This window comes from Geitlerinema sp. PCC 7407 (assembly GCF_000317045.1).
GTDB lineage: Bacteria > Cyanobacteriota > Cyanobacteriia > PCC-7407 > PCC-7407 > PCC-7407.
Genome location: NC_019703.1, coordinates 1,949,731 through 1,973,327 on the forward strand (window position 1 = coordinate 1,949,731; position 23,597 = coordinate 1,973,327).

General features: G+C 61.4%; 16 protein-coding genes and 1 tRNA gene. 13 read left to right on the forward strand and 4 right to left on the reverse strand.

Translation table 11 applies throughout. The features are described 5' to 3' along the window. Positions 1–834 carry a pentapeptide repeat-containing protein gene (locus GEI7407_RS08255; protein WP_223294502.1) on the forward strand — a complete coding sequence of 278 codons (834 nt, stop codon included), beginning with the start codon at positions 1–3 and terminating at the stop codon, positions 832–834. Here the strand turns inward: GEI7407_RS08255 and GEI7407_RS08260 are convergent. After that, entirely contained in the window at positions 825–2,504 is a 1,680-nt protein-coding gene (locus tag GEI7407_RS08260; RefSeq protein ID WP_015171691.1) for a transglutaminase family protein, read from the reverse strand. The two genes, GEI7407_RS08255 and GEI7407_RS08260, sit on opposite strands and share 10 nt — an antisense overlap. 161 nt (positions 2,505–2,665) lie before the next feature. Here GEI7407_RS08260 and GEI7407_RS08265 point away from each other — a divergent pair, with 161 nt between their 5' ends. From GEI7407_RS08265 to GEI7407_RS08290, 6 genes are all read left to right on the forward strand, one after another. Then, positions 2,666–3,607 carry a site-specific DNA-methyltransferase gene (locus GEI7407_RS08265; RefSeq protein ID WP_015171692.1) on the forward strand — a complete coding sequence of 314 codons (942 nt, stop codon included), beginning with the start codon at positions 2,666–2,668 and terminating at the stop codon, positions 3,605–3,607. A 192-nt stretch (positions 3,608–3,799) separates the two neighbouring features. Beyond that, on the forward strand, positions 3,800–4,402 hold the full coding sequence (locus GEI7407_RS08270) for an exopolysaccharide biosynthesis protein (RefSeq protein WP_041268340.1): 603 nt from the start codon (positions 3,800–3,802) through the stop codon (positions 4,400–4,402). Between the two features lie 161 nt (positions 4,403–4,563). Beyond that, entirely contained in the window at positions 4,564–5,505 is a 942-nt protein-coding gene (locus GEI7407_RS08275; protein ID WP_015171694.1) for a lipid kinase, read from the forward strand. Positions 5,506–5,554: 49 nt separating this feature from the next. Beyond that, on the forward strand, positions 5,555–8,398 hold the full coding sequence (locus tag GEI7407_RS08280) for a cation-translocating P-type ATPase (protein ID WP_015171695.1): 2,844 nt from the start codon (positions 5,555–5,557) through the stop codon (positions 8,396–8,398). 18 nt (positions 8,399–8,416) lie between these two features. Beyond that, positions 8,417–9,553: a DNA replication/repair protein RecF gene (recF, locus tag GEI7407_RS08285; RefSeq protein ID WP_015171696.1), complete on the forward strand. Its 1,137-nt coding sequence runs from the start codon at positions 8,417–8,419 to the stop codon at positions 9,551–9,553. Positions 9,554–10,161: 608 nt separating this feature from the next. Beyond that, entirely contained in the window at positions 10,162–10,581 is a 420-nt protein-coding gene (locus tag GEI7407_RS08290; protein ID WP_015171697.1) for a hypothetical protein, read from the forward strand. Here GEI7407_RS08290 and GEI7407_RS08295 read toward each other — a convergent pair whose 3' ends face one another. Beyond that, complete coding sequence (locus GEI7407_RS08295) at positions 10,582–11,571, reverse strand: PleD family two-component system response regulator (protein WP_015171698.1); 990 nt, start codon at positions 11,569–11,571, stop codon at positions 10,582–10,584. It lies immediately after the preceding gene. Next, a complete protein-coding gene (locus GEI7407_RS19420; protein WP_015171699.1) occupies positions 11,561–16,855 on the reverse strand; it encodes a response regulator in 5,295 nt (1,764 codons plus the stop codon). The genes GEI7407_RS08295 and GEI7407_RS19420 overlap by 11 nt, the downstream gene beginning before the upstream one ends. Before the next feature lie 1,033 nt (positions 16,856–17,888). Here GEI7407_RS19420 and GEI7407_RS08305 point away from each other — a divergent pair. From GEI7407_RS08305 to GEI7407_RS08315, 3 genes are read left to right on the forward strand one after another with little or no spacing between them, the layout of a single operon-like run. Continuing rightward, on the forward strand, positions 17,889–19,133 hold the full coding sequence (locus GEI7407_RS08305) for a hypothetical protein (protein ID WP_015171700.1): 1,245 nt from the start codon (positions 17,889–17,891) through the stop codon (positions 19,131–19,133). Between the two features lie 18 nt (positions 19,134–19,151). After that, on the forward strand, positions 19,152–19,571 hold the full coding sequence (locus GEI7407_RS08310) for a hypothetical protein (protein ID WP_015171701.1): 420 nt from the start codon (positions 19,152–19,154) through the stop codon (positions 19,569–19,571). A 27-nt stretch (positions 19,572–19,598) separates the two neighbouring features. Then, positions 19,599–20,294: a hypothetical protein gene (locus GEI7407_RS08315; RefSeq protein ID WP_015171702.1), complete on the forward strand. Its 696-nt coding sequence runs from the start codon at positions 19,599–19,601 to the stop codon at positions 20,292–20,294. Positions 20,295–20,454: 160 nt separating this feature from the next. Here the strand turns inward: GEI7407_RS08315 and GEI7407_RS08320 are convergent. Beyond that, positions 20,455–20,527, reverse strand: a tRNA-Val gene (locus GEI7407_RS08320). 116 nt (positions 20,528–20,643) lie between these two features. Between GEI7407_RS08320 and GEI7407_RS08325 the strand changes: the two genes are divergently transcribed. The 3 genes from GEI7407_RS08325 (at position 20,644) to GEI7407_RS08335 (ending at position 23,594) form a co-directional block, all read left to right on the forward strand. Next, a complete protein-coding gene (locus GEI7407_RS08325) occupies positions 20,644–21,276 on the forward strand; it encodes a metal-binding protein (RefSeq protein ID WP_015171703.1) in 633 nt (210 codons plus the stop codon). Between the two features lie 20 nt (positions 21,277–21,296). Then, positions 21,297–22,148: a nucleoside triphosphate pyrophosphohydrolase gene (gene mazG, locus GEI7407_RS08330; protein WP_015171704.1), complete on the forward strand. Its 852-nt coding sequence runs from the start codon at positions 21,297–21,299 to the stop codon at positions 22,146–22,148. 129 nt (positions 22,149–22,277) lie between these two features. Further along, positions 22,278–23,594, forward strand: a complete 1,317-nt coding sequence (locus GEI7407_RS08335) for a glutamate-5-semialdehyde dehydrogenase (protein WP_015171705.1) — start codon at positions 22,278–22,280, stop codon at positions 23,592–23,594. Positions 23,595–23,597: the final 3 nt, after the last annotated feature.

Sequence of the window (23,597 nt, forward strand, 5' to 3'; positions counted from 1 at the left end):
ATGACCCCAAATCTCAGCGGAGCCAACCTCCGAGGCCAAAACCTACGCGGTGCAGACCTGCACAAAGCCAACCTCCAGGCCGCCGATCTTCGAGACGCCAAGCTAATTGCTGCCTCTTTAAAAGAAGCGAATCTCAACAGCGCTCTGCTCCAGGGAGCCCAGCTTGCCGACGCGATCTTGGTGGGGGCCGACGGGGTGGGAGTGGATCTACGAGGCGCTGACCTGAGCGGCGCGGATCTGAGCGGCGCCAACCTCGTGGCGGCCAACCTCTCGGGAGCCTGCCTGATCAATGCTGACCTACGGGGCGCGAACCTGATTGGCTCAGATCTCAGCGGCACCCGTCTGCGGGGGGCCGATCTGAGCGGCGCCAACCTCCAGCGCTGCAACCTGAGCGAGGCGATCTTGGTGGGCAGCAACCTCAGCCAGACCAACCTCAGCCAGGCCAACCTCTACAATGCGTCGCTGCACCAAGCCCACCTTTACCAATCGGTTTTGGTGGAGGCTCGCCTGGTCGAGATCCATGGCGCTGGCGCTATCTTCCTAGGCGCGAATCTGCGGGGCGCCCAGCTGCACAAGGCCGACCTGAGCTGGGCGCACTTGGCCAGGGTAGAGGGCCAGGGCAGCGACCTCACGGAAGCCAAGCTCCGGGGGGCCGACCTGAGCAGCGCCAATTTCTCCGAGGCCGTGTTTCTGAAAACGGACTTGACCAAGACGAATCTGCGCCGAGCTGACTTTCGGTTGGCGAACCTGACCGGCGCTGACCTGACGGATGCCGTGCTGTACCGCACCGAGTTTGCAGGCTCCATCCAGCCCAGCGGCCAGCGTCACTCCTGAACCAGGGGAGGCAGCTCTCGCAGGACGGTAAAGCGGATATGGTTGAGGGCCAGATCGCCAATGGAAACTGGGTTGGGCAGCTCCTTGATGGGCGTGCCATTGGCGAGAACGCGCTCGAAGGAGATGTCTTTGGCGATTTCGGCGTGGTACCAGGCCAGCCCCATAAAAAATCGAGTCGGGTAGTGGAAGCTGTCGGTCAGGTCGTCGGGGTTGGACTCCATGGGGACCCAGCCAAAGCCCGGTAAGAAGAACTCGATCCAGACGTGGTTGAAGTCGGGCTCGAGGGGGAGATGGTGCTGGTAGGCGCCGACTTTGGGGCACTTGTAGCGGCCGACGGTGCGGCAGGCAATGCCGTTGAGGCGCATGAGGGCGAGCAGGATGCCGACGTATTCCCCGCAGGAGCCGGTGCCGCGCTCTAGCACGACATCGGGGGTGTCGATGTGGGGCTTGATGGCGTAGTCCAGGCGATCGTAGACGTAGTCGCGGATGCTGATCACCTTGCGCAGCAGGTTGGTTTCGTTGCGGATCGCCTCGCGAGCAGCGGCTTGGATGGTGGTGGTGTCCATGGCCAGCTCGTCGTCATCGACCAGATAGCGCGCCTGGAAGTCGGCGGCCAGCTCGGGGGGATTTTCGACGTCTTCGGGGGTGAACTGGTACTTGATGCCGCGGACCTCGAGCTGAGCCCGCCAGCCAAAGATGCGCCCTTCGTGGGGCTGCAGCTCGCCAAAGCGAAAGACAGCGATGCGCTGGCCGCTGGGATGCTCCTCGATCTCGAAGGGATAGCCCACGGGCTCAACTCGCAGGACCTTTTGGCGGAGGGTGTCGGCGGGGAGGGTGATGCGCCACTCTAGGTTGGTGAGATGCAGGGCGTCGAGGGGGGAGAGCTCTTCGACGTAGGACATCTCGACGAGGTAGCCATTGGAGAGGGTGTAGTGTCCCTGGGGGTCGCGCCACAGGTGGAGCGGATGAATGAAGGTGCGATCGCGCGTGGACAGGGTGTGGGGCGGGTCGGTGTTGGGGTCATCGCGCACGTAGACCTCTTCGGTGGCGTAGGCCACCATCAAGAGCTCTTCGCCGGTTTCTGGGTGGGGCCAGAAGGCGAGGCCGGTGGGGTGCTCAAAGGGAGTAATGGCGCTGAAGAGCACGTCGCCGGTGCCCCGATCCAGGCAGTAGACGGTCTGCTCGGTGCGATCGCACACCCACAGCTCATCGCCGCGTAGGGTCATCCGCTCGGGGCCTACCCCCGGCGCATAGAACCGCGTGATATAGTCCCCCGTTTCGCGGCTGTAGACCAAGATGTAGCCGAGGCGCTGGCTGCTGATGTAGACCGTCGAGCCGCACACCGCTACCCCGTCCGCCGGGTAATCCAGCTCGACAAATAGCTCGGGGGTAAAGTCGCCCACTCGACAGCGATACACCCAGCGATCGCGCGTAAACCAGAGCACTTCGTCCTGGAGGCACACGCCCCCAGCGTCCCGGAATATCTCCAGATGGTGGGGATTGAGAATCAGCGTGTCGTCGTTGAGGGGATTAATCTTGAGCAGGTAGCCCCGCACAGCGTCCACCGACAGAAGCCCAGGCCCCAGGGCCGCGAGCCCATGCAGCATGTAGGTGCCGAAAGGATAAACTGTGCGATGCTGGGCGGGGGCCGAATCAGAAAAGGCGGGCATGGGCGGCGAAGTCACAGCAGGACGAAGAGAACAGGCGACAGCCAGAATTCCGGCAGTCGATCGTCATCATAAACGCAACCCCTGGCCCCTGCTGTATCAGGTCATTCTCTTGGCGGGGGCGATCGCGCTGGTGACCCAAAGACCACCCAGATGCTGAATCTATGAGTGATGAGAAGCCGAAAGCTCCCAACAACCGAACTTTGACCCTCTCCCCCGAGGAGCAGCAGCACTATCAGGCGGGCTTGCTGAACCTGGCGGGACCGGCGTCGGCGGAGATGCTCGGCGATCGCATCCTTCACCAAGATTTGTTTGCGGTGCTGGACTGGCTGCCCCAAGGCTGGGTTGACTTGCTGTTTCTCGATCCGCCCTATAACCTGACGAAAACTTTTAACCAAAGCTCGTTTCGGGGGCGATCGCTCGAAGACTACCAGGCCTGGCTGGGCTCCTGGCTGCCCAAGCTCCTGGGCGTCCTGAAACCCACGGCCTCGGTGTACATCTGCGGCGATTGGCGATCGGCCGCCGCCATCCAGATCCTGGCCGAAAAGTACCTGATCGTGCGCAATCGCATCACCTGGGAGCGCGAAAAGGGCCGCGGCGCGAAGCACAACTGGAAAAACTGCTCAGAAGATATTTGGTTCTGTACGGCGGGCGATCGCTACACCTTCAACGCCGAAGCGGTGCGGCTGCGCCGCCGGGTGATCGCCCCCTACACCGACGACCACGGCAACCCCAAAGACTGGCAAAAAACCGAGGACGGCAACTATCGCCTGACCTATCCATCGAATCTCTGGACAGACCTGACCGTGCCCTTTTGGTCCATGCCCGAGAACACCGACCACCCCACCCAAAAACCCGAAAAGCTTCTGGCCAAAATCATTCTGGCCAGCTCCCAGCCCGGTGATATGGTCTTTGACCCCTTTTTGGGCTCGGGGACCACGGCGGTGGTGGCCAAAAAGCTGGGGCGGCGCTACGCCGGCGTAGAGCTAGACCTCCTCTACTGCTGCCTGGCCCAAAAGCGCCTGCACCTGGCCGAGGGCGATCGCCAAATTCAGGGTTATGAAGAAGGCGTGTTTTGGGAGCGAAATTCGAGCGATCGCCGCTGAAAATCTGCTAAAGTTCGCTCTTCAGGAAACTTCACCTTCCCGGATGAAGTCATCCTGGCTGGCAAATGCAAAATTTCCCATCGAAGATATCCGAAAGTTTGATTGCAACTGTTGAAAAGACTTGTATTGTTTTCTTAAAAAAAGCAGTTTTTACTTCCCCCTTACCCCCCGCCTGACTTGCCTGCCATGTCCATGAACCTCAAATTTTCCCAAGACCTCGAAGCGCTGCTGCAACGATCAGCCCAAACCCCGGTCACCCTTGCGGATGTGCTGGCAGAGACCTCAGAGCGAGGATTCAGTCTGGTGATTGGTCTGCTGGTGCTGCCCTTTTTGCTGCCCATGCCGCCTGGGTTTAGCAGCATTTTGGGCTCTGCCTGCCTGCTGCTGTCGCTGCAAATGGCCCTAGGCCGCCGATCCCCCTGGCTGCCAGGCCACATCAGCCGCTTTCGCTTTCCCCAGGCCTTTAGCGTTTCTCTGCTGGTCCAGCTCAAGCGGGTTTCGGGCTGGCTCGAGAAGCTGGTGCGGCCCCGCTTTTTGACGATCGCCGAAAATCCCATCATCTGGAATATCAATGGCCTGTGCATGGCTTGGCTGACCATCTTGCTGATGCTGCCGATCCCTTTCACCAATCCCATTCCGACCCTGGGCATCTTGCTGCTGGCGATCGCCACCCTCGAAGCCGACGGCCTGCTCATGTGTATTTGCTACGTTTTCACCGCCCTGATTACGGCCCTGCTTGGCGTGCTGGCCTACGGGCTGTGGCAGGCGCCGACGCTGCTGCAAGCGCTGGGTTAAGAGAAAAATCCGCAAAAACTAGCTGAATGGAGGAATGGGTAAGGGCTAGGACGTTGCTACCCTGGGATTGGGGTGCAAAATCTGGCTAGAGCCGCAAAGGCGAACCAGGAGACGCCCCAAGGCGATCGCCTTTCTAGAGCGCGTCCACTGCACCTACGCCCATGACCGACGACATCTCCCTTCGAGACAGCGCGACCCCTCCAGAAACCCTTGCCCAGCCCCTAACCCAAAATCCGCCGCGCCGGGTTCTGCTGCTGGTCAACCACCACTCCCGCCAGGGGCGGACCCGCGCCCACCAGGCCGCTGATTACCTGCGGTCCCTCGGCCTAGAAGTCTTTGAAGAGACCAGCGAAACCCCCGAGCAGATTTCGCCGCTGATCGTCAGCTACCGTCAGCGCGTCGATGGCGCAGTGATCGGGGGCGGCGATGGCACCCTCAACGCGGCGATCGCTGGTCTCCTAGAAACCCAGCTGCCCCTGGGAATTTTGCCCTTGGGCACTGCCAACGATCTCGCCCGTACCCTGAGCATTCCGCTGAATATAGTGGCCGCCTGCAATGTGATCGCCCAAGGCCGCACTCAGCGCATCGATCTGGGGCAGGTGAACGATCGCTACTTTTTTAATGTGGCCAGCCTGGGCCTGAGCGTGCAGATCACCGAGCAGCTGAGCGGAGATGCCAAGCGGCGCTGGGGCGTGCTGGCCTATCTGGCCACGGCTCTGCGGGTGCTTTGGCGCGCAAGGCCGTTTCGGGCCGAAATTTGCGTTAATGGCGAATTTATTCGCGTTAAAACGATCCAGATTGCAGTCGGTAACGGTCGTCACTACGGCGGGGGCATGACTGTGGCCCACGATGCTACCATTCACGATCAGCGTCTAGACCTGTACAGTTTGGAATTGCAGCACTGGTGGCAAGTTTTGGCGCTGTTTCCGGCTCTTTATCATGGTCATCATCCGAAATGGATGGGAGTACGCCTGCTCCATGCTCAAGAACTGGAGGTCCATACGCGCCGTCCGCGACCCATCAACACGGATGGGGAAATTGTGACGTCGACGCCTGCCCATTTCCGAGTCCTGCCGCGATCGCTCCCGGTTTGGGTGCCCTAGCGTCGATCTTGTTTGCCTCTTTGCGTACTGTTTCAAGGATGTTCCCCCTATGAGTTCTTCTCTTTCCTCTGCTTCGGCTCAGGCGTCCACACCGGATCTCTCCCAGACGCCGTGGTACACCCTGGAGCCGACTAAGGCGCTGGAACTGCTCAGGAGCGATCGAGAGGCGGGGCTGAGCGCAGAAGAGGTCAGCCAGCGCCAATCCATCTACGGCCCCAATGAAATTGAAGAAGGGGCGGGCCGGAGCGCCTGGGTGATCCTGTTCGATCAGTTCAAAAACATCATGTTGCTGATGCTGATCGTGGTGGCGGTGGTGTCGGCGGTCCTCGATGTGCGATCGCAGCAGTTCCCCAAGGACGCGGTGGCGATTTTCATGATCGTGGTTCTCAACGGCATCCTGGGCTATCTGCAAGAGAGCCGCGCCGAAAAGGCCCTGGCCGCCCTCAAAAAGCTCTCGTCTCCCAAGGTGCGCGTGATCCGTGGCGCTCAGGTGGTCGAGGTCTCCTCCAAGGAGCTAGTGCCGGGGGATCTGATGCTGCTGGAGGCGGGCTCCCAGGTGTCGGCGGATGGTCTGCTGCTGGAGGCGGTGAACCTCCAGGTGCGCGAATCGGCCCTGACGGGGGAAGCCCACAGCGTGGACAAAGACGCCAGCCAGCAGATGGAGGAGGGTGCTCCTCTGGGCGATCGCCTGAATATGGTCTTTCAGGGGACGGAGGTGGTCCAGGGACGGGCCACGGTGCTGGTGACGGCGACGGCCATGGAAACGGAACTGGGCCGCATTGCCTCAATGCTCCAGGGGGTCGAAAACGAGCCGACTCCCCTGCAAAAGCGTATGAGCCAGCTGGGCAACGTCCTGGTGACGGGCTCTTTGGTTTTGGTGACGTTGGTGGTTGCTGGCGGCGTCGCCGTCGGGGGATGGGACCGCTTCGAGGATCTGCTGGAAGTGTCCCTGAGTATGGCGGTGGCCGTGGTGCCCGAGGGCCTGCCCGCCGTGATCACAGTGACCCTGGCCATCGGTACCCAGCGCATGGTGCAGCGTCAGGCCCTGATTCGTCGCCTGCCCGCTGTGGAGACCCTGGGCTCGGTGACGACGATCTGCTCGGACAAGACCGGCACTCTGACCCAAAACAAGATGGTGGTCCAGCGGCTGCAAGCGGGCCAAGAAAACATTCGGGTGACGGGGGAGGGCTACGCGCCCCAGGGAGAATTTTTTGATGCTCAGGATCAGGCGATCGCCTCCGACGATCAGCCCGCGCTCCAAACCCTCTTGCTGGGCAGTCTGCTGTGCAATGATGCGCTGCTCCAGCACGAGCAAGACCACTGGGTGATCATTGGTGACCCGACGGAAGGCGCGCTGTTGTCCCTTGCTGGAAAGGCGGGCTTTGAGCAAGAGGTGTGGAAAAAGAAGCTGCCCCGGGTGGCTGAGGTTCCCTTCTCCTCCGATCGCAAGCGCATGAGCGTAGTGTGCCAACGGGAAGCCTCGGATCAGCTCACCATTCCTGGAACAGATGGAGCCACCTACTACGTGTTTGCCAAGGGATCGCCGGAGCTGCTGATGGAGCGGTGCGATCGCGTGCTGGTGGGCGATCGCCTCGAGCCGATCACCGATGATCACCGCAGCGCCACCCTCGACGGCAACAACGACATGGCCAGTCGCGGCCTGCGGGTTTTGGGCTTTGCCTATCGGCCCCTGACCGAGCTGCCCGCCGAAGACGCGATGGAGCAGGTCGAAGAATCCCTGGTTTGGCTAGGACTGGTGGGCATGCTGGACGCGCCGCGTCCCGAAGCCCGCGACGCTGTCGAGCGCTGCCGCCAGGCCGGCATTCGCCCGGTCATGATCACGGGAGACCACCGCTTGACGGCCCAGGCGATCGCCCACGACCTCAAGATCGCTCAGCCGAGCGATCGCGTCCTCGAGGGACACGAGCTAGAAAAAATGAGCGTAGAAGACCTCGAATCCCAGGTGGATCACGTCAGCGTCTACGCCCGCGTTTCCCCCAAGCACAAGCTGCAAATTGTCCAGGCGCTCCAGCGGCGGGGCAAGTTTGTTGCCATGACCGGCGACGGCGTCAACGACGCCCCCGCCCTCAAGCAGGCCGACATCGGGATTGCCATGGGCATCACCGGCACCGACGTGAGCAAAGAAGCCAGCGACATGATTTTGCTGGATGACAACTTTGCCACCATCGTGGCCGCCACCGAAGAGGGCCGCGTTGTCTACACCAACATTCGCCGCTTTATCAAGTACATCCTGGGCTCCAACATCGGCGAAGTGCTCACCATCGCGGCCGCGCCGATCCTGCTGCCCATGGGCGGTGTGCCCCTGACGCCCCTCCAGATCCTCTGGATGAACCTGGTGACCGACGGTCTGCCGGCCCTGGCCCTGGCTGTCGAGCCCCCCGAGCCCGACGTGATGAAGCGCCCGCCCAACAGCCCCAATGAGAGCATTTTCGCGCGCGGCCTGGGCTCCTATATGGTGCGCATCGGTATTATTTTTGCGATTTTGACCATTGCGCTGATGCTGTGGGCCTACAACTACAGCAACGCAGTCACCAGCGATCTGCTGCGGCCCGAGCGCTGGAAGACCATGGTCTTTACGACGTTGTGCATTGCCCAGATGGGCCACGCGATCGCCGTCCGCTCCAACTCGCGCCTGACGGTGGAGATGAACCCCGTTTCTAACCCCTTTGTCCTGGGGGCGGTGATCCTGACGACGCTGCTGCAGCTTTCCCTGGTGTATGTGGAGCCCCTGCGCAATTTCTTTGGCACTCACTACATCAGCGGCCTAGAGCTGCTGGTTTGCATCGGCTTTAGCTCCCTGATGTTTGTCTGGATCGAGATGGAAAAGCTGGCGATTCGGCTTTATCATCGAGCACGGTCCTCCGGCGGCTAGGCCTATGCCCGCTCGTGTATGTATTTGAAAACGCTCCACCTTCGCCAGTTTCGCAACTATCGAGATCAGCAGGTTCACTTCAGTGCCCCCAAGACCATCTTGGTGGGAGAAAATGCCCAGGGAAAGTCGAATCTGCTGGAAGCGGTGGAGCTGCTGTCATCGCTGCGATCGCACCGGGCGACGCGCGATCGCGACCTCGTCCAAGATGACGAGGCCCTCGGCACGATTAATGCCGTTCTGGAGCGAGACACGGGAGCCATCGACTTGGCGATTATCCTGCGCCCGACTGGCCGCCGGACCGTCTCCCTCAACCACGAAGCCCTGCGCCGCCAGCTAGACTTTTTGGGCGTGCTGAACGCGGTGCAGTTCTCCAGTCTGGACCTCGATCTGGTGCGGGGCGGGCCAGACCAGCGCCGCAACTGGCTCGATGCGCTCCTGGTGCAGCTAGAGCCGGTCTACGCCTACATCGCCCAGCAGTACGCCAAGATCTTGCGCCAGCGCAACGCCCTGCTCAAGCAGCAGCGCCTCGCCCTAAGCCAAGGCTCTGCCCCGCCCATGGACCCGATGCAGCTGGCCCTGTGGGATGCGCAGCTGGTCCAGGCGGGGACCCGAGTCATGCGGCGGCGATCGCGCGCCCTCGATCGGCTTGCCCCGATCGCCCAGGCGTGGCACCAGGCCATCAGCGGCAGCAAAGAACACCTGGAAATTCGCTATGCGCCCCACATCCTGGCAGACAGCGACGACCCCGAGCAGATTCAGGAAGCCTTCCTAGCCAAGCTCCAGGATCGCGCCACGGCGGAGCAGTTTCAGGGAACCACCCTGGCTGGTCCCCACCGTGACGAAATCGAGCTGCTGATCAACCAAACCCCAGCCCGCCAGTACGGCTCCCAGGGCCAACAGCGCACGCTGGTACTGGCCCTCAAGCTCGCTGAACTGAACCTGATCGACGAAGTGGTGGGAGAGCCGCCCCTGCTGCTCCTCGACGACGTGCTGGCCGAGCTGGACCTCAACCGCCAAAATCAGCTCCTCGAGGCCATCCACGATCGCTTTCAAACCCTGATTACCACGACCCATCTGGGGGCCTTTGATGCCCAGTGGCTCGACTCCTCGCAGATCTTGTCAGTGCAGGCTGGCCAAGTCTTGGCCGCCGCCTAAATTGGGTGAAGGCTGCCAAGTGCCAAGTGTCAAAATCTACCCAGCGAACCGCTGAACGCCAAGCCGCAGAGGATGCCGTGGGAGCGGCTAGCGCTCACGGTCCTGCTGAGTCAGGAGGCGCGCGCTCTATGCTAAATCTAAGGGGGTTAAAAGCGCCGAGGAACCACAAAATATCCGTATTTTCGGTCAGAAACTGGCAGCTCTACTGTCCGGAATGGGCTGTCGATTCCGGAAAAGATATGGATATTGCGTATCTAACTCAAAGGCGCGGAATCCGTAGGTTCACGGAGAATCTTCGGGAGACTGGCTCTGGAGAAACAGGATGCGCGATCGCCGCGATCGCGTGCTGCTCCAGACCTGAGGTCTTCCAAGGGCATAGTCCGCTGCGAACGATTCGGGGTGAATCTGTCGATGGGGGTGCGAAGGGGTTAGGCGAGGGTTTGCGAGTCTAGCCGGGAAAACTGAAAAAAGCAGAAGAACCGCAGGGACGGGGTGAAGCATCGCGGCTGCAATGTGGCCACATGTCTCTGCGCAGCACGCTGCAACTACAGTGACGCCTAACAAAGCGCGATCGCGGAGCGGAACATCCTGTTGGTGGCAAATCACGAATGAATGCCTTGCAAGAAAACGAAATTGTAGCCCTAGGGGCCTCTCTACGACCGATCAGTCCAGGCTTGCTCAAGCCCGGTCGGATGGAAGGATCCGTGCGCGTTTGGTATCAGGGGGGAGAGCCCTACTTTGACGTGTTTTTTGAGGTCTGTGAGGAGCAGGTCCTCTGGTTTCAGTTCACGCTGCGGGGGCGATCGCTCTCGTGGAGTCGTCGGTGTGAGCTGCAAACGGGCTCAACCAATGAGCTGCTCGTCTCCGACGGTGCCCACTATCCGGCGAGCAAAACCATTCAAGCAGACTCTCAGAACGACCAGGCCTTTGTGAACCTGGTCTGCTCTATTCTGGAATCGCGCGCCGAAGAACCCTTGTTTCAGCAAACCCTGGCCGAGCTGCGCCGATCGAGCTGCCCCGTCGACTGATCAAGAAATAGCCGGAAAGATCGGAGAAGGAGCCTCAGGCGTTTTCGGATCGCTGACGTGGAGCACAAAGCGATCGCGCCCGGATGCCTTGGCCTGGTAGAGCGCCACGTCCGCATTGGCCAGCAGATGGCTCGGGCTGCTGTGGGGGACCGGCGTCATGCTGGCGATGCCCACGCTCAAGGTGACATGACAGTCCGAGCGCGAGGTGCGATGGGGAATCCGGAGCGCCCGCACGGCGCCGCAGACAGCCTCTGCCACCTGGACAGCGCCAACGGCGTCGGTGTTGGGCAAGATCACCGCGAATTCTTCGCCGCCGTAGCGCGCCACGAGGTCTGCGGGGCGACGCACCGTGTTGCCGATGGCCTGGGCGACCTGTTGCAGGCAACGATCGCCCGCTTGGTGGCCGTAGGTGTCGTTGTAAGGCTTGAAATAGTCCAGATCGCAAACCAGCAGCGAAAGGGGCTGCTGCTCCCGAGCCATGCGTCGCCACTCCTGCTCAAGATACTCATCAAAGCGGCGGCGGTTGGCCACCTGGGTCAACCCATCGATGGCCACCAGGCGCTGAAGCTCCCGGTTGGCGATTTCGAGCTCCTTTTGCAGCTGGGCCTGCTGGATCAGGCGGCGGACCCGCTGCCGCAAGACCGCCCAGTGAATCGGCTTGGTCACATAGTCGGCGGCCCCCACCTCGAAGGCGTGGTCAACGGACACCTGATCTTCGAGACCCGTGATCATCAGCACGGGCGTATAGCGACCCTCGGGGATCGTCTGAAGCTGTTCGCAGCACTCGAAGCCGTCAACGTCGGGCATCAGGGCGTCGAGCAGCACAATGTCCGGGTGGGTTTGACTGTAGATACTCAGCGCCTGCCGACCATTTTCGGCCTCAACGACGCGGTATCCTTCCCGTTCGAGACACATGCGCAGCTGCATCCGGATAAAGGTCTCGTCATCCACCACGAGGATCAAGGATGATTCTGCTGATTTATGATTCATGGGTTCCCTTCTCCACCTCCTCGTGCAAAGCAGCGATAACTCGCTCAAATTCTTGAACTAGCGCTTCGGCAACAGGGGCGCTGGCCTGAAGGCAGTTGTCTTTGCCCTGGGTTTCTAGGGTTCGACAAAGCTGGGCGAGGGCCGTTGCTCCTAGGGATGCGCTACTAGATTTGAGTCGATGGGCTGCCTCTTGAAGCTGGCGGGCTTGGCTCTCGGCGATCGCTGCTTGGATCTCCTGCACCATTTTGGGGGCGTCGGTCAGGTAGTAACGCAACAGTTCGGCCAGGGCAGCTTCGTCTCCCCCCAGCATATCCCGGAGTGACTGCAATGCCTGCGCATTCAGGGGAGAATCGGCGGCGCTGGCGGGAGGCGCTGGCGGAGCGGGAGGCGGCAGCAAAAGGGGCCGCTGAACCGTGCGATCGCAGTTTCGCAGGGCCGTTTCCAGCTCCTGAATATGTACGGGTTTGCTGATGTAGTCGTCCATGCCAGCGGCGAGACACTGCTCGCGATCGCCCCGCATCGCATTGGCCGTCATGGCCACAATCCACGGCTGGTTGTCGGAGCCTTCGCCCTGCCGAATGCGCCGCGTAGTTTCCAGCCCGTCCATCTCGGGCATCTGGACATCCATCAAGATCAAGTCGTAGGGCTGGCGCTTGAGGGCGGCTAGGACCTCAATGCCGTTGCCAGCAACGTCAGCCCGATAGCCCATCTTCTGGAGCATCAGCAGGGCGACCTTTTGGTTGACGACGGTGTCTTCGGCCAGGAGGATGCGTAGGGGGTACTGCTCCGCTAGGTGGGGGTTGACGGGGGGCGCTTCGCGGTACTCGACATTGGCCTTGATGGGCTGATTGCTCAGGGCCAGGGCGAGGGCCTCATAGAGCTGGGACTGCTTGACGGGCTTGCTTAGGCAGGCGGCAAAGCGGGCTTCGCTGCTCTGGTGACATTCCTGGAGCTGGCCGAGGGAGGTCAGCATGAGGAGGGGAATGTGCTCACACTGGCCGTAGCGCCGCATGGTGACCGCCAGAGAAAGGCCGTCCATTTCCGGCATCTGCATGTCCAAGATGGCAATGTCGAAGTTTTCGCCGTGCTCGAGGAGGTCGATCGCCTCGTGGGCCGAGGACACTGCGAAGGGCTTCATTTTCCAGGACTCCGCCTGCATCTGCAAAATCTTGCGGTTGGTGGCGTTGTCATCGACGATCAGCAGCCGCTTGTTGGTGAGCTGGTGCGGCAGCGGACAGGACAAAATGGCATGGTCAGCGCTGACGGCCTGGGCCACGATGGTGCAGTAGAAGGTCGAGCCGGGGCCGGGTTTGGGGGCGCTTTGGCTGCTGGACTCGTAGGGAACCAGCGATCGCGCGTCGGCAGCCGGATGCTTGGCGGCGGCTATGTCCTCGGGGGGGTATCCGCCGATCTTGCCGCGGCTCTCCACCCACAAGGTGCCGCCCATCATCTGGCTGAGGCGCTGGCTGATCACCAGACCCAGGCCGGTGCCGCCGTACTCGCGGGTGGTCGAGGCGTCGGCCTGACTAAAGGGCTTGAAGAGGCGGTCCATGGCGTCGGGCGCAATGCCGATGCCGGTGTCTTTGACGGCGAACTGGAGGGTGTAGCGGGACGAACCATCGGCGGCGATCGCCTCGTCTAGGGGCCGAGCCATCACCGTCAAGACCACCTCCCCAACCGTCGTGAACTTGATCGCGTTTCCCATCAGATTGACCAAAATCTGGCGCAGCCGCGTCACATCCCCCACAAACTGGGTCGGAGACTGGGAATCCACGAGGTAGGCCAGCTCCAGGTCTTTCTCCACGGCCCGCGGCACCATCAGATCGATCACTTCTTCGATGCAGGTGCGCAGATCAAAGGGGTGATTCTCCAGCTCTAGCTTGCCCGACTCGATCTTGGAGAAATCCAGAATGTCATTAATGATCGTCAGCAGAGCATCGCCGCTAAAGCGAATGGTCTCCACAAAGTCCCGCTGCTGGGCGTTAAGCGGCGTGTCGAGCAGCAATCCCGTCATGCCGATCACGGCATTCATGGGGGTGCGAATTTCGTGGCTCATCATGGCCAAAAATTCGCTCTTTGCCCGGTTGGCGGCTTCGGCTTCCTGCTTAGACAGTTCGAGGGCCAGATTTTTGAGCAAAAGCTCTTCGCTCTGGACGGCTAGGGCCTGACGCTGGAGAGTCTCCTGTTCGAGGAGCTGGGCCTGGGCGAGGGCGATGCCGAGCTGGGCCGCGACGGCTTCGAGGAGCTCGATCTCGTCGGAGGTCCACTGCCGGAAGTGATCGCACTGGTGGAGGGCGATCGCGCCGTTGGGCTGGCCCTGATAGGAGGTGCGAATCGATAGCGTAGACTTGAGCCCCACCTGACGACACAGGGCCTCAACCGGCTCAAATAGCGGATTTTCGTAGACGTCTTCGGTCGCGAGGACCTGGTCGGCGCTCATCAGCTCCTCGATGTGGCGATCGCCCAGCATCGGCACCTGAGCGTCCATCATCGAGACGTAGCCCGCCTCCAGATACTCGGCCACCAGCCGCACGGAGGGCGTCTCCTCCAGGAGGTAGCTGTAAATCAAGCAGCGGTTGGCATTGAAAGAAAAGCCGATCTGGTTGGCCGCCGTCTCGAAAATTTGCTGACTGTCGAGGCTCTGGCGAATTTCCTCGGTAATGCGCTTGATCAGCAGCATTTTGCGCAGCTGGGTTTGCAGAGCGGCTTTGGCCTTTTGACGCTCCTCCTGACCGCGGGCCTCCTTGATGAAAATGGCCAGCTGCTGGGCGGCCTCTGTGACCACCGAGATCTCGTGATCTTGCCAATGGCGCGGGGTTGGCGCGTCCAGACATAGAATGCCCACCAGGCGATCGGAGTGGTGCAGAGGGACATCGAGAATGGCCTCGGTGCCGCCAGCGAGCAGCGCCTCGGCGATCGGCAGCAGGCGAGTGTCGTGCTGGACATGGCTAGCGGCGATCACCTCGCCCTCTCGCAGGGCCTGGAGGTAAGCGGGGGCGAGGGTGAGGTTGGTCGAGAGGCCGATCAGGGGCGGCATGCCCTCGGGCTCCTCGGAGTGGAGAATGCTGAGCTTGCCGCTGGCGTCGACGGTGGCGTAGGCGACCCGCAGATCCAGGAAGTAGCCCTTGAGGGTCTGGAGGGTGTGGCGAATGATTGCCTGGATGGGCATGCCGACGGTGATGCCGGTGGCGATGCTGTTGAGCAGGCTCAGGCGAGCGCGGCTTTCGAGGAGAGCGGTTTCGGCCCGCTTGCGGGCGCTGATGTCGCGGTACTGCCAGAGGTGCCCTTGATGGCGATCGCCGCTCTGGATGGGAATCGAGTCGCGCTCCAAAATCCGGCCATCGGTGAGGGAAATTTCTTCGGCCAAAAGGGTCGCGCGGGTCGCCGAGAGGGTTTCGATGCGCTCAAAGACCGTCTCGGGATTGAGAAAGAGCGATCGCACCTGGGCGTCGATCTGGTGGCGCTCCTGGCCGATCAGCTCCCCGGGCGGCGTATCGAGCCCAAAGAGATTGCAAAACTGCTGATTGGCCAACACGATGCAGTGGTGGTCATCTTCAACCAAAATTCCGGCCTGGAGGCTGTTGATCAAGGTGATCAGGCGGGAAGTCGTGGTCTGCAATTCGCGCTCCACCCGCTTGCGGGCGCTGATATCGCGGGCGATCTTGGCGATGCCGGTGACGGTGCCGCTGGCGTCCTTGATCGGCGAGATCGTCAGGGCAATGTCGATCAGGTGGCCTGCTTGATGACAGCGAAGGGTTTCAAGATTTTTGACCGCTTCGCCCTGCCGCAGCTGAGCCAAGATGCGCTGCTCTTCGAGGGCCTGCTCGGGCGGCATCAGCAGGGTGGAGTGCTGGCCCACGACTTCTTCGGCGGTGTAGCCAAAGAGGGTCTCGGCGCCGCTATTCCAGCTCAAGATGGTGCCGTCGAGGCTGGTGCTGATGATGGCGTCGTCGGAGGACTGAACGATGGTGGCGAGCTGCCGAGCGGTGGATTCGGCGTTTTGGCGCTCCGTCAGGTCGATGGCGATCGCCAAGAATCCCCCCTCGCTGCCAGCCTCGGCCTCCAGGGCCGTAATGGACAGCAGCGCTGGCAAAATTTCACCGTCCGATCGCAGGAGGCTCCACTCTCGGGCGCTCCGAGTTTTGGCCTGATCGACCAGGACGCCAAAACCAGGGGCGATCGCCCGCTGAGAGCTTTGGCGCAGCAGGCTAGCGCGGCGAGCCAAATCCTGGGGATCGAGGAAAGCCGTTAGATTGACCTGCTCGATCACCTCGGCAGCCGGATAGCCCAGGAGCTGCTCCGCGGCCTGATTAAAGGTGCGAATGGTGCCATTGGGGGCGGTGGCGATGATGGCGTAGGGGCTGGCTTTGAGGATCGCGTGCTGGAGGGTGGTCGTCCCGCGCAGGGAGGTGTCGCTCTCGCGCAGGGCCTGATTCATCCGCTTGAGGCGCTGGGTTTGCACCTGGGCGTCCTGGAAGCGCCACAGCAGCAGCCCCAGCAAAATGGCGATCGCCCAGCCGCCGCTCAGCACCACCCAGGGCAGGCTCGATTCGCTCTGGTCCACCAGGGCTTGGGTCGGCGTGATGTAGAGTTGCCAATCCAGGCCGTAGTTGCGAATATCAGTGCTTTTTTGCCAGCGCTCCAGGCGGGGGTCGTCCTGCAACGGGTTGCTGGTGTAGACCGTTGTCGGTCCCTCGCGCACCACGATGCGGTAGCCCCGGTCCAAAAAGCGCTCCAAGATCGTGTCAAAGAAAGGCTGGACCTCGAAAACCCCCACAATGAAGCCATTAAAGCGATTTTGGGGATAGAGGGGAATGTAGCCCAAAAACCCTAACTCTCCCTGAAAAAGCCGCAGGCTGGGCGTCAGGACGATCTGACGGCGATCGCGCGCAGTCTCCACCGCCTGGCGGCGCTGGGGTTCGCTCAGGATATTGAGCCCCTGGACGCGCTCATTGCCAGCGCTGGGGACGATCCAGCGCAGCCGGTAGTTTTCGTCCGCCCACTGGATGGCGCGATAGCCCTTGTAGTCGGCCAGATAGGCTGTGGCGTCTGCGATCCACTCCTCCTGCGGGGTGCCGCCTCTGGCTTCCCACCGAGTGCCGATGCGCCGCAGCGCTTGCAGGCGCGTGTCCAGCTGAGCAATGACCGCATCGTGGAGGGCAACGGCTTCTTGGGTGACAAGCTGCTCGAGTTGCTGCTGTTGCTGGTGATGAATATCCCAGCTCAGGAAACCCACCGCGCCAGCGATCAACAGAGCGATCGCTGGTGGTAGCCAACGCTGCATCAAAAAACGAGGAAGTTGGGGAGCGTTAAAAGGAGTCAAGGTCTTGGGGAAGTGTCAGAAATCACAAACGATTGGAGACTAAAAAGTTAGCTTTGATTATCAAGCCGGGCGTTAGAAAACATAAAATTTTATAAATTGAGAAAAATCTGGCTGCATAAGCTGGAATAGATAGCGAGGCGATCGCGCTATATCCCTCGGCAAGAGGCCTGAGGCGCGAGTCTAGATCCCCTTTGGGTCTAATCTAGTGTAGATGTCAGCCGAAACCAGAGCTGCTGCGCTCTGAGGACGTCAGCGGTAGCTGAGAGCCTGACCTGGCAAGGTTTAGGGGCAGACGGACACCCGGTAAGGGGCGATCGCCCCTCAGTTTCTGAGGAAGCGGCGGATCTAGGCCCAAAGTTTCGGAAAATTTTGTTTTTTCACCTCCTAAAGGGGGTCTGGTCTCAGGATGATCGGCGCTCTATGGCGATGCGGCGGGTTGGCCTGGGCTTGAGGAGCCTCCTGGTCCACGGGTTAGGGCCATTGATAGTTCCTCTTTGTCTATAAAACCACTGCCTCCAAAGCAATGCCTACAGCCAAGATGCTGATTCGATCAGGGTTTGCTGGCGAGCGACAGTAAAAGTTCTGTGCTTGGCTGGATCGTGAGGCCCTGCTGGATTAAAAAATCAGTAATTCATCGGTTATCAAAACTCTGATGCTGCACTAAATGCGAGTCGAAACCGTGAATTTGACGTGACAGTTGTGATTGTTGCGATCGCCCGCTGTCTTGCGCTGCGTTCTGTTGCCAAGGTCTAATTAACGACCCAAAATTGATTGATCTAAGGGACTGAGGATCCGGAAAAAACTGGAAATCAAATCCAAAAAAGTTCCCCAAAAACCATTAGATAAATCAATCAAAAAATGGACCCTTTAAGAGACACCTAAGGGGGGATTGATCCGGATGCCAAATCAACTTTTGGTATACAGGGTTGTAACTCAAGTAACTCCTGAATCGGTCTCCGGCTAGGGACGAGCTTGACTTGTGTGAGACGGAACTATGCGTTTCTCGAATCTTGCTGCCTGTACACTGACGGTCTTGATGGCGGGAGAGATGGCTGCCCAGGCAGAAACTCCGGTGACTCCGGAGCCTCTACCCGAGGGCGAATCGGCGGCGATCGCCCCGCGCCCTGAACTGGCTGAAGCCGCTGCCTCCGAGGCGATCGCGCCCATCGCTGCACCCCAGACCCTGGCCCTCGAAGCGGATTTGCCCGTGGCCTTCGGCGATCGCCCCCAGGTCTCCGCGCTGACTGAAGGATCTTCAGGGGCGCTGCTCTCCGAGGAAGGGGCAGTGGCCCTAGAGCCAGTCGCTGCGCCTGAGACCAATCCTGAAGAAATCCTGGCCGCAGAGGCGGTGGCGCCCGAACCCATGGTGCTGGCTGAGCAACCGGCTCAGGCAGAAGCCGCTGAAGGGGCGATCGCGCCCAAGCCCGCCACCTGCGCCACCCAAAAGACCAAATCCCTCGAAGAAGCCAAGGCCGGTGAACCCTACCAGCTGGCTCAAGCGATCGCCCAGGCGGGTTCAGAGCGCTGTCCTCGGCCAACGCCGATCGCCGAAGTCGAGGCGCCCGAGCCCTTCGAGGCCTTTGCGGCTTCCCCGGCCATGAGCATCGCCATCCCGGTGGGCTACGGCGCTGACGACAACACCCTTTTCCTGACCGGCAGCTACCAGCCGACGGTGCGCGAAGACGACGGCTCCGTGGGCGCGGCGGGGATCGGGATCGGCCTCGGTGACGCTGACAAAGCCGTGGGTCTCGAACTGTCCTATGCCCTGGCTGCCAACGACAACTTTGGAGAAGGCGGCTTCAACGCCAAGCTGCACCGCCGCTTTGCCGGAGACGTGGGAGCCGCCGTCGGCTGGAATGGCTTCCTGAACGTGGGCCGCAATGACTTTGAGCATTCTCTCTACGGCGCTGTCACCAAGGTTTTCCGGACCCAGGAGTCCCTGAGCGATCCCTTTAGTCGGGTCGCGCTGACCGTGGGGGTTGGCAGCAACCAGTTCCGCTCCAATGGCGCCGTGGAGGCGGGCGACAACAACATCAATGTCTTTGGCAACCTGGCCGTGCGCGTGGTGCGGCCCGTGAGCTTCATCACGGAATGGACCGGGCAAGACTTGGCCTTGGGTCTGTCCATCGCGCCCTTCAAGAACATTCCCCTCACGATCACGCCGGCTCTGCGAGATGTGGCGGGAGCTGGCGATGGTGCTCGCTTTGTGGTGGGCACCGGTATGGCATTCAAGTTTTAGGGAGTAAGGAGTGACCTCATGCAAACGATCAAATCTCTGGGCTGGAGCCTGAGCCTGATGCTCTTGGCCGGGGCCTGGGTGGGTGCGCTGCCGAGCTATGGCCGCAGCTACGCCGACATCACGGGCACCAATATCTGGAATAACAACGCGCCGATTTTCGAGACGGGGGACGATCTCGATCCCGAGCTGCTCGAGCGGATCGAGCGCTTCAACGAAGAAGCGACGGCGACCTACAACTCGTGCAATGCGGCCCTCGACGCGATCGGCGAAAATCCGGTCGGCCCGCGTCGCTTTGCCCGTCGTCCTTCCAACCAAACGGCCTCTTTGCCGATCGCCTGTCAGCAGCTGGAGCAGCTGCGTGGTGAAGCGGACGAGCTGGCAGCCGAAATCGATCGGGTGCAGGCCAGCCGGTCGAATCCTGATTTGCAGACGTGGTAGGGCAAGGCCCCAAAAGGAGATTCACCCATGATCAAGCAATGGACCCAGCAGGTGGGAGCCAAGGGCGATCGCCGCTCTAGCCGGTGGCAGTCGCTGATGCTGGCGGCTGCGTTTCAGGCAGGTTTTCTGGCGATCGCGCCTCAGGCCCAGGCCCAGAACCCCGACGACATTTTCGATACGCAAGTCATCCAGTTCAGCGAAGAAACGACGGTGGAGTTCGAGTTTATCGAGTCCCACGGCGCGTTTCAGTCGGCTTTTGGTGTTGTCAACCTGGATACCGGTGAGGAAACCATCCTCTTCCAGGAAACCAAGCCCTACGACGCTTTTGGAACTGGTCAGCGCCAGCCTTCGGCGCCGGGCCAAAACAACGTTGGCTCTTCGATCGACTTCCTGGGGACCGTGGCGGGCGGCACCATGCAAAACCAGTCCGGAGAATCTAGCCCCTACAGCGAGTACACCTTTGAGTCGGGCACGCGCTACGCGCTCTTTTTGCAGTCGGTGAGCCCGACGGGCCAGACTCGCCGCCGGGTGATCTCCAACAGCGAGTCGGCGGCGCTGTTTGCGGGCAGCCTGGACGGCGGTACCCAGCAGGGAGTCACGGGAACGCGGGTGGCCTGGGACGACGACGGCCTGGAGACCGCTAGCAAGGACACCGACTTTGATGACTTTGTCATCGAGGCGGGGGGCTATCTGGTGACGGTGGCTTGTCCGCCGGTGGAGTAACGGGTTTGGGCAGCGCCTGAGACGGGCTAGACCCGCAGCAAGGGTGAGCCCCAAGCAGATCTGCCCCAAGCAGATTGGCCAGAAATAAACCAGTAGAAAATAGTAAAAAGCGCGATGCCGGAGAGGCGATCGCGCTTTCTTGTATTTCTCGATAGTCTGATGGGCAGTACAGGACTCGAACCTGTGACATCCTGCTTGTAAGGCAGGCGCTCTACCAACTGAGCTAACCGCCCGTTCGGCACGAGAAAACAATGTAGCAGAGACGACCAAAGTTTGACAACCGGTTGTTCGAATTTTGGGAATGGCCCCTGATAGGATGCAGAGACTGTAGTTGCACCGACGGTGCTCCATGCCCTCTGGCGGAACCCACGATCGCATTACCCTCTGGAGTTTGCCCCTGGTGACGGGAGCGACGATTGCTTGTACCCGCGATGGCGATTTGGCGCTGCTGCTGGCGGGGGGGTATCTGTTTGGGGGGCTGATGTTTGGGCCGGATCTGGACATTCGATCGCGGCAGTTTTTGCGCTGGGGGCTGCTGCGCTGGCTGTGGCTGCCCTATCAGCGGGGACTGCGCCACCGATCGCTGCTGTCCCACGGGCCGGTGCTGGGAACCCTGGGCCGCTTGGCCTATCTGGGGCTGTGGCTGGGGGCGGTGTGGAGCTTGGGCGTCTTTTTGTGGGCGATCGCCCAGCAAGGGGTGGGCGCATCGGCGAGCTGGCGAGCGGTGGCTGAACCGGCGTGGCGATCGACTTTGCCGTGGCTGTGGAGCCTCTTGCAGCGCTATCCCCAGGAGGCGATCGCCCTCGGGCTGGGTCTGGAGCTGGGGGCCATGAGCCATTCCCTGAGCGACTGGCTGGGGTCGAGCTACAAACGCTGGCGGCGCGACTGGCAAAAGCACGGCTGGCGATCGCTGGTGATGGCGGAGAGTGGCCGACGGCGATCGCGATTGGCACAGGGCAAAAATCGCGCTAAGAAAAGGTGAGACGTTTCTTTCCGGTTTTCATGGCTAGCTCCCCCGACTCTGCGGCAACTTTGGCCGCGCTTCAGCGCCTGATCGACGTGGTGGCCCAGCTGCGATCGCCCGAGGGGGGGTGCCCGTGGGATCTGGCCCAGACGCCCCAAACCCTCACCCCCTACATTCTTGAAGAGGCCTACGAAACCGTAGACGCTATCCAGCACGGGGATTCGAAGGCGATCGCCGAAGAGCTGGGAGATTTGCTGCTTCAGATCGTGCTCCAGGCCCAGATTGCCCAGGAGTCCCAGGCCTTTGACCTGGGGACGGTGGCCGAAGGCATCACCGAAAAGCTGATTCGCCGCCACCCCCACGTCTTTGGCGACGTAAAGGTGGCTGACGCCGAAGAAGTCCACCGCAACTGGCAGGCCATCAAGGCCGCCGAAAAAAACGAGGCCCCCGAGGCGCCGCAGCCCCTCAGCCGCCAGCTCGATCGCTACGCCCGCACGCTGCCGCCCCTGACCGCCGCCATGAAGATCTCCCGCAAGGCTGCGGCGGCGGGCTTCGAATGGGACGACGTGGCCGGGGTGTGGGGCAAATTTCAAGAAGAACTGGCGGAGTTTCACCAGGCCCTGGCCGAAGAAACTCCGGCCGAACAGGAGTCAGAACTGGGAGATTTGCTCTTCACCCTGGTCAATATTGCCCGCTGGCACGATCTCGATCCGGTGGCGGCCCTCCAGGGGACCAACCGGCGCTTTTTGCAGCGGATGGCGCTGATGGAGTCGCTGACGGACCGGCCCCTGACGGACTGCACCCTGGCGGAGCTAGACGCGCTGTGGCGCCAGGCCAAGCAAACCCTGGCAGGGCTGGCGGAGGGAAAGCCTGAGGCGTCGGCAGGCTAGAAACCGATCGCGATCGCCCTATCCGAGCGACCCCGTATCCGAGGGGCAAAGAATCTCGATAGACTGGTGAGATGGCACCGTGGGTGTCCCCTGTATAGTGTTAGATTTTGCGGGCTAATTAAATTTCCTATGACAGTCTCTTCTACGGCTTCCTCTGCGCTGACGGCGATCGCGCAGCAAACTCGTCGCAGCGCTCGCCAGCTGGCAGTGCTCCCGACCGCCGCCAAAAATCAGGCCCTAGAGGCGATCGCCCAGGCCCTGGCGGACGCTGCCCCGGATATCGTGGCGGCCAATGAAGCAGACTGTGAGGCGGCCCTGGCGGCAGGCATTGCCAAGCCGCTCTACGCCCGTCTGAAGCTAGACGCTGACAAACTCCAAGGGGCGATCGCCGGTGTGCGGGACGTCGCCAAGCTGGTGGACCCCATCGGCCAAGTCCAGATTCACCGGGAGCTAGACACCGGGCTGGTGCTGAAGCGTTTGTCCTGTCCCCTGGGGGTGCTGGGGGTGATCTTCGAGGCGCGGCCTGACGCCGTGGTCCAGATCGCGTCTCTGGCCGTCAAGTCCGGCAATGGCGTGATCCTCAAGGGCGGCCAAGAGGCGGTGCGCTCCTGCGAGGCGCTGGTGAAGGCGATTCGCCAAGGGCTGGCGCAGTCCGAGGTGCCCCCGGAGGCGGTGCAGCTGCTGACCACGCGGGAGGAAACCCTGGAGCTGCTGAAGCTCGATCATTACGTCGATCTGATCATTCCTCGGGGCTCCAACTCCTTCGTGCGGTTTGTCCAGGACAACACCCGCATTCCGGTTTTGGGCCACGCCGACGGGATTTGCCATCTGTATGTAGATGAAGCGGCGGCGATCGACAAAGCGGTGACCATCGCCGTGGACTCCAAGACCCAGTACCCGGCGGCCTGCAACGCCATTGAAACGCTGCTGGTACACCGGGCGATCGCCCCGCGCTATTTGCCAGCGGTGGCGGAGGCGCTGCGGGCCAAGGACGTGAAGCTGCTGGGAGATGATGGGGCGATCGCGATTTTGGGAGACGACCTAGAGCGAGCCACCGAAGCGGACTGGTCCACGGAGTACAGCGACCTGATTTTGGCCATCAAGGTGGTGGACTCCCTAGCGGCAGCCATCGACCACATCAACACCTACGGCTCCCGCCACACAGACGCGATCGCCACCGAAAACGACCAGGCAGCCCAGGACTTCATGGCCCAGGTGGACAGCGCTGGCGTCTATCACAACTGCTCGACCCGCTTTGCCGATGGCTTCCGCTACGGGTTCGGGGCCGAGGTAGGCATCAGCACCCAGAAAATGCCGCCCCGGGGTCCGGTGGGCCTAGAGGGCCTGGTGACCTACAAGTACCAGGTGGTCGGGGATGGCCACATCGCGGCAACCTACGCCGGAACCGATGCCAAACCCTTTACCCACCAAGACTTGACCTTGTGAGTG

Bases quoted from the DNA above. Each gene is read 5' to 3' on its own strand.
- GEI7407_RS08255 (WP_223294502.1), top strand. From the start codon at position 1: ATGACCCCAAATCTCAGCGGAGCCAACCTCCGAGGCCAAAACCTACGC.
- GEI7407_RS08260 (WP_015171691.1), bottom strand. From the start codon at position 2,504: ATGCCCGCCTTTTCTGATTCGGCCCCCGCCCAGCATCGCACAGTTTAT.
- GEI7407_RS08265 (WP_015171692.1), top strand. From the start codon at position 2,666: ATGAGTGATGAGAAGCCGAAAGCTCCCAACAACCGAACTTTGACCCTC.
- GEI7407_RS08270 (WP_041268340.1), top strand. From the start codon at position 3,800: ATGAACCTCAAATTTTCCCAAGACCTCGAAGCGCTGCTGCAACGATCA.
- GEI7407_RS08275 (WP_015171694.1), top strand. From the start codon at position 4,564: ATGACCGACGACATCTCCCTTCGAGACAGCGCGACCCCTCCAGAAACC.
- GEI7407_RS08280 (WP_015171695.1), top strand. From the start codon at position 5,555: ATGAGTTCTTCTCTTTCCTCTGCTTCGGCTCAGGCGTCCACACCGGAT.
- recF (WP_015171696.1), top strand. From the start codon at position 8,417: ATGTATTTGAAAACGCTCCACCTTCGCCAGTTTCGCAACTATCGAGAT.
- GEI7407_RS08290 (WP_015171697.1), top strand. From the start codon at position 10,162: ATGAATGCCTTGCAAGAAAACGAAATTGTAGCCCTAGGGGCCTCTCTA.
- GEI7407_RS08295 (WP_015171698.1), bottom strand. From the start codon at position 11,571: ATGAATCATAAATCAGCAGAATCATCCTTGATCCTCGTGGTGGATGAC.
- GEI7407_RS19420 (WP_015171699.1), bottom strand. From the start codon at position 16,855: ATGCAGCGTTGGCTACCACCAGCGATCGCTCTGTTGATCGCTGGCGCG.
- GEI7407_RS08305 (WP_015171700.1), top strand. From the start codon at position 17,889: ATGCGTTTCTCGAATCTTGCTGCCTGTACACTGACGGTCTTGATGGCG.
- GEI7407_RS08310 (WP_015171701.1), top strand. From the start codon at position 19,152: ATGCAAACGATCAAATCTCTGGGCTGGAGCCTGAGCCTGATGCTCTTG.
- GEI7407_RS08315 (WP_015171702.1), top strand. From the start codon at position 19,599: ATGATCAAGCAATGGACCCAGCAGGTGGGAGCCAAGGGCGATCGCCGC.
- GEI7407_RS08325 (WP_015171703.1), top strand. From the start codon at position 20,644: ATGCCCTCTGGCGGAACCCACGATCGCATTACCCTCTGGAGTTTGCCC.
- mazG (WP_015171704.1), top strand. From the start codon at position 21,297: ATGGCTAGCTCCCCCGACTCTGCGGCAACTTTGGCCGCGCTTCAGCGC.
- GEI7407_RS08335 (WP_015171705.1), top strand. From the start codon at position 22,278: ATGACAGTCTCTTCTACGGCTTCCTCTGCGCTGACGGCGATCGCGCAG.